The sequence below is a fragment of the Roseobacter sp. genome, from assembly GCF_039970775.1.
Classification (GTDB): Bacteria; Pseudomonadota; Alphaproteobacteria; order Rhodobacterales; family Rhodobacteraceae; genus Roseobacter.
In genome coordinates this window covers 58,781-64,780 of record NZ_JBDVLG010000056.1, presented here as the reverse complement: position 1 = coordinate 64,780, position 6,000 = coordinate 58,781, and the positions used below count along the sequence as shown (strand labels likewise).

Here is a 6,000-nt window from a genome sequence, read left to right as displayed (position 1 = left end):
GACGATGCACAACGCGCACGACCGAAGCGATATGTCTAACCCAGCGTAACATTCCATTTACTGTCTCCCTTGTTCACAGCTATGCTGTGATCCTATCGGGAGCTCGACCAAAGTGCAGGGTCAGCCCAATTACGCATGCTTTCCGCACCTTTCCAAGAAGCTAGGGGACGTAGTCCCCACGCGCCTGCAACACAATTAAGCAAGGCCGTGTCCTCAGCTGCGCCTGCGGGCCGCACCAACCTCGTCGAATTGTATTGCAGTTGTTACCCCCAACCCTCGCGGGAGCAGGTTTTAGAGGCCGGGCGCTAAAGCGCTTTGCTCAAAACCAGTTCAAAAAAGGGGAAGCACTAGATGGCATCACAACTGCAGTCATACCAATGGCAAAATTATGTGTCGTAAATGGAAAGACCTTGTCCAAAAAGGACAAACTATCTGACGCTTCACAAAAGGGGAGATGGCGAGCCCTGAAGGATTCGAACCCTCGACCTGCCGATTAGAAGTCGGCTGCTCTATCCAGCTGAGCTAAGGGCCCCTTGCATGACTTTTGCCGTAGTGGCGGGCGGTGTGCAAGTCTCAGATGGCCCGTGTCATGAAATAGCTGAGCGGGTCAGGCAGATAATCCCCGAACGGTGCGCACGCGCTGAACCCAGCCGACGCATATAACCGCCGCGCCGCCATGTGTTCTGGCCCTGATCCGGTTTCAAGGTACAGCCGGGTCAGGTTGGCATCGCGCGCTACGTTGATCAACACGTCCAGCAAGGCGCGCGCGGCGCCACGACCGCGTGCCGATTGCGCGGTATGCATCGATTTGAGCTCGCCCCAGCCTGCATCCATCCGCAGGGCCCCGACAGCCAGCAGGGTGTCCGCTTCGCGCAGGGTAAACACCGTAACGTCAGGGTCTGAGAACGCGTCTAACGGCAGTGCATGGCAGCTTTCAGGTGGCGATTGATCTTGCATCAACTCTAAATGCCGCGTCAGCAAGGCGGCGACATCGGGGGTGTTTGGGTCTGTCGCCGCGATTATAAAGGCCATTTAAAACCCATCCAAAATTGACGTTGCGGGGCTATCACTGTGGTGACACTGGCGCATTTTGCACCGTTTCGGAATAGGTGCCAAGGTGGTCAAAACACGTTCATCGCAGATGATATAACAAGGCCTGCACACCGTAACCCGTTGCTTTAGAATAGGAATGTACCATACTTGCGCTATTCTTTGGTGGCCTCGGTTACCGCGATATCCGCCATTTGCAAGATTGCGTCGCGGGCGTTCGCCACTGCGATGAACCGCCCATTGTGACAGAATTTCGCGCCCGTGACGCCGCTTGCGGTTTCAAGCGCGCCATCGGTCAACCCCGCCCAAGCGGCGGGTAAATCCGCGCGGTTCTCGAAGGTGTCATCGCCCACGCGGATCGTGGTCAGCGTCCAGTCAGCGCCGCGCGGATGGACGACAAACAACAAATGTTCGGCGCCTGCCTTTTCTACCGCCGCGCGGAAAGGCATGCCCATTGGCAGCTCCAGAACGCGGCCCGCACCTGCGGCGCGGATGGCCGACAAGACCATGTCTTCGGCCCGGAATTTGGCGGCTTTGCGTTTGATCTGAGCTTCGATAAACGCGCGGGCCACGGGAAGTGCGGCCATGAAGGCGCGATCATCTGCACCGTCTTCGCGGTCGTCAAACACGGTTTTCAGGCTTTCCAGCAACACCGGTAACGTCATGCCGGAAAACAGCGGCCCGGCCTCTGACGTGTTCACCGCACCATTGTCGACCAAATCGACGGGCAGAACAAACCCCTTGTCAAAGGACGCGTGGATAGCATCCGCGTCTTTTTCTGGAACATCCATCGCGGCCAGATAGTCACGACCATATTGTGCCCAAATCAAACCGAAGGAGCTATAGGGTTGGCCATCTTCGCGCAGCGGATTGGGCCGTTGATGGTGGTCGAAAATCTGTGCCGCCGCATCAAAATTGCCGCCGACGTCATAGATGATCCGGTCCGCGCGCGGTGTGATCCATGCCTTATCTCGGCTGCGGAGCAGTTCGGCCTGGGGAAACAGACGCGTTAAAATGACCGACGACAGCAGTTCATCCGCGTGGAAACCGCCGGAATGTGTGACGAGATGTGTGATGCTCATGAGGGCAGGCTCCAGCCGTGTTGTACGTCGTTTGAGCGACCAAATAGGCCGCCCTTTGAATTGATGGGGTATCTGTTTTTGCAGGGGCTGCACGCACTACAAATGTGCTGCGCGTAACGCCATAAATGAGCAGGCGAATTGCCTAGGTCTAACGCCGCATTAGTGGGTCCAGGCGCCGCGTCGTCCGGTTGCAAAATTTTCGCCATAACCGCCGGGCCGGATGTTGGCACGGCGTTTTTTGGGCTCTTGCACGTCGGCGTCGATGTCGTTTTCGTGGGCGTAATCTACCGCTGCGTCTTTGGTTTTGAACCGCAGGCGCACCTGACTTTGCGTGTCAGTGGACGAGGTCCAACCCATCAACGGATCAACCTCGCGTGCAGACGCCGGCGCAAATTCAAGAACCCAGCCGTGGGTCTTGGCTGTGCCGGATTGCATCGCTGTCTTGGCGGGCTGGTAAATGCGTGCGCGCATCTGTTGGCTCCTGAAAATGACGTGCCTTATTATATCTTTGATTTACCGCAGTGTGGCAAGGCTCCAATGCGCGGTATTTGAAACACACATGATGCGAAACCTCTGTTTGGGCGGAATATTCAACATACAGGCGGCTGAGGTTAACCTTTCACTAACCAAGACCTTCCACCCTGCCATCACGATTGGGAATCGGGAAAGGCGCAATGGTCGTGGCAAGTAATGATAACGGGTTCTCGGAAGAGGCCATGCGTGGGTTAGATGACTTGGACAGGCGCATCCCCGCCTGGGCCGAGACGCGCGCGCTAAAACCGGGCGAATTTGCGTCAAGGGGCGGTGGCCCATCGCCGCATTATGTTGGCCACCGGGGCCGCTTACGGGATCGGTTTTTGACGGGTGGTCACGCGGCCATGCCCGAATATGAATTGCTGGAATTGTTGCTGTTTAACGCGATCGACCGGATCGACACAAAACCGCTGGCTAAAAAGTTGCTCGAGACATTCGGTGACCTGAATGGTGTGGTAGCGGCCTCTGAACACCGGCTGTTGCAAGTGCGGGGCACGACTAAAAAGGTCTTTCTGCAGCTGCGTCTGGTAGAGGCCTTTGCCCACCGCATGGCGCAGGCTAAGGTGTTGGAACGATGCGCGCTTTCGGGTTGGGATGATCTGATTGTCTACTGCCGCACGACCATGGCGCATCGTGACACCGAACAGTTTCGCATCCTATTTCTGGACAATCGCAATACAGTCATCGCAGATGAGGAACAAGCGCGCGGCACGGTCAACCACGTGCCTGTCTACCCTCGCGAAGTTGTCAAACGCGCGCTGGAATTGAACGCCTCGGCGCTGATTCTGGTGCACAACCACCCCTCTGGTGACCCTTCGCCAAGCGATTCTGATATCTTGATGACAGATAATATCGTGGTGGCCTGCGGGGCGATTGATGTGCGGGTGCATGACCACGTGATCATTGGCAAAAAAGAAGAAACGTCGTTCAAAACTCTGGGGCTGCTTTAGCAGCCTCACCGTGTTGAATGGCGCGTCTTGGCCCGGAAACCCGGACAGTTTCTGGCAACATGCCCCTGCGCCCCCTTGAACCCAGACGTATTCATGACACTTTGGTGGGGACGCCAAGGAGCCATCATGCCGTACGCCCAAACTGATTCTTCGCAAGTCCCTGCCGTTATGGCCAACCCTGCACCCGATGTGCGGGCGCGGCCGAAACTGGAGGGTGGCAAAGCATTTGAATTGGTCACCGAATTCGAACCCGCAGGCGACCAACCCACCGCGATCAAAGAGATCAGCGCGGGGGTTCTGAATGGCGACCAAGATCAGGTTTTGCTGGGCGCGACGGGGACAGGTAAGACCTTCACCATGGCCAAGGTGATTGAACAGACCCAACGCCCGGCGATTATTCTGGCGCCAAACAAGACACTGGCGGCGCAGCTTTACGGTGAATTCAAAGGGTTCTTTCCCGACAACGCGGTCGAATATTTCGTCAGCTATTACGACTACTACCAACCCGAAGCCTATGTCGCGCGGTCGGATACCTACATCGAAAAAGAGAGCCAGATCAACGAGCAGATCGACCGTATGCGCCACTCGGCGACGCGGGCGCTGTTGGAACGTGACGATGTGATCATCGTGGCGTCGGTGTCGTGCATCTATGGCATCGGGTCGGTGGAAACATACGGCGCGATGACCCAGGATTTGAAGGTTGGGTCGGTCTACGACCAGCGCCAAGTCATGGCAGATTTGGTGGCGCAACAGTACCGGCGCAATGATCAGGCGTTTCAGCGCGGGTCGTTCCGAGTACGCGGGGATAGCCTTGAAATCTTCCCCGCACACCTCGAAGATCGCGCGTGGCGCTTGTCTTTTTTCGGCGAAGACCTGGAATCTATCACCGAATTTGACCCGCTGACCGGTGAAAAAACCGACAATTTCGACCAAATTCGCGTTTATGCCAACAGCCACTATGTCACGCCCAAACCCACGATGCAGCAGGCCGTGATTGGGATCAAAAAGGAGCTCAAAATCCGGCTCGACCAATTGGTGGCTGATGGCAAGTTGCTCGAGGCGCAGCGGCTTGAACAACGCACCAATTTCGATTTGGAAATGCTAGAGGCGACGGGCGTTTGCAACGGCATCGAGAACTATTCGCGGTACTTGACAGGCCGTGCGCCGGGCGAGCCACCCCCCACGTTGTTCGAATTTATCCCCGACAACGCCATCGTTTTTGCCGATGAAAGCCACGTGTCTGTTCCGCAGATCGGCGGCATGTACAAGGGCGACTACCGGCGTAAATTTACGTTGGCCGAACATGGGTTTCGGTTGCCATCATGCATGGACAACCGCCCGCTCAAATTCGAGGAATGGGACGCGATGCGCCCGCAATCGGTGTTTGTATCGGCCACCCCCGCAAACTGGGAGATCGAACAAACAGGCGGCGTGTTCACCGAACAGGTGATCCGCCCGACGGGCCTTTTGGACCCTATGATTGAGATCCGACCCGTCGATATGCAGGTTGATGATTTGCTCGACGAGGTGCGCAAGGTTGCCGCCGACGGCTACCGCACGCTGTGCACCACGCTGACCAAACGCATGGCCGAAGACCTGACGGAATATATGCACGAACAGGGCATCCGTGTGCGGTACATGCATTCGGATATCGACACGATCGAACGGATCGAGATCCTGCGGGATCTACGGTTGGGGGCGTTTGACGTGCTGATCGGGATCAACCTGTTGCGCGAGGGGCTCGATATTCCTGAATGTGGGTTGGTGGCGATTTTGGATGCGGACAAAGAAGGGTTTTTGCGGTCAGAAACGTCATTGGTGCAGACTATTGGCCGGGCCGCGCGCAACGCCGAAGGCCGCGTGATTATGTACGCAGATCGCATCACCGGATCGATGGAACGTGCGCTTGCCGAAACCGACCGTCGCCGCGCCAAGCAGATCGCCTACAATAAAGAACACGGGATCACACCCGCCACGGTCAAGAAAAACGTCGAGGATATTCTTTCGGGGCTTTATCAAGGTGACACCGACCAGTCGCGCGTCACGGCTAAGATCGATAAACAGATGGCGGGCGGCAACATGCAAGCCGTGCTGGATGGGTTGCGCACGGATATGCGCAAAGCTGCCGAGAACCTCGAATTCGAAGAGGCCGCCCGACTGCGCGATGAGGTCAAGCGGCTGGAGGCGGTCGATTTGGCCATCGCGGATGATCCGATGGCGCGCCAATACGCGGTGGAAAAGGCGGTGGATGACGCGCAAAAGGCGTCGGGCCGCAGCACCATGGGGCGGGGCGGTATGCGCGGTGGCGTCAAACGCAAAAAGGGGCGGTAGCACAGGCGCGCCATTCGGAGTGGGTTTACGATTTATTAAGGCCCGTTAACCAT

5 protein-coding genes and 1 tRNA gene are annotated in these 6,000 nt (G+C 57.0%); 2 read left to right on the top strand and 4 right to left on the bottom strand.

All coding sequences use genetic code 11. From position 1 onward, the window contains the following. Positions 1-455: 455 nt before the first annotated feature. From ABJH13_RS15780 to ABJH13_RS15765, 4 genes are all read right to left on the bottom strand, one after another. Positions 456-532 (bottom strand) — tRNA-Arg (locus ABJH13_RS15780). A gap of 41 nt (positions 533-573) precedes the next feature. Continuing rightward, positions 574-1,032 carry a GNAT family N-acetyltransferase gene (locus tag ABJH13_RS15775; protein ID WP_348407176.1) on the bottom strand — a complete coding sequence of 153 codons (459 nt, stop codon included), beginning with the start codon at positions 1,030-1,032 and terminating at the stop codon, positions 574-576. 173 nt (positions 1,033-1,205) lie between these two features. Beyond that, positions 1,206-2,132, bottom strand: a complete 927-nt coding sequence (locus tag ABJH13_RS15770; protein ID WP_348407175.1) for an MYG1 family protein — start codon at positions 2,130-2,132, stop codon at positions 1,206-1,208. Positions 2,133-2,291: 159 nt separating this feature from the next. Then, positions 2,292-2,603: an ETC complex I subunit gene (locus ABJH13_RS15765; RefSeq protein ID WP_348407174.1), complete on the bottom strand. Its 312-nt coding sequence runs from the start codon at positions 2,601-2,603 to the stop codon at positions 2,292-2,294. 209 nt (positions 2,604-2,812) lie between these two features. On the opposite strand from ABJH13_RS15765, the gene radC reads away from it, so the two are divergent. Both radC and uvrB read left to right on the top strand, forming a co-directional pair. Continuing rightward, complete coding sequence (gene radC, locus ABJH13_RS15760) at positions 2,813-3,616, top strand: DNA repair protein RadC (RefSeq protein WP_348407173.1); 804 nt, start codon at positions 2,813-2,815, stop codon at positions 3,614-3,616. A 126-nt stretch (positions 3,617-3,742) separates the two neighbouring features. After that, entirely contained in the window at positions 3,743-5,947 is a 2,205-nt protein-coding gene (uvrB, locus tag ABJH13_RS15755; RefSeq protein WP_348407172.1) for an excinuclease ABC subunit UvrB, read from the top strand. The last annotated feature ends 53 nt before the right edge of the window (positions 5,948-6,000 follow it).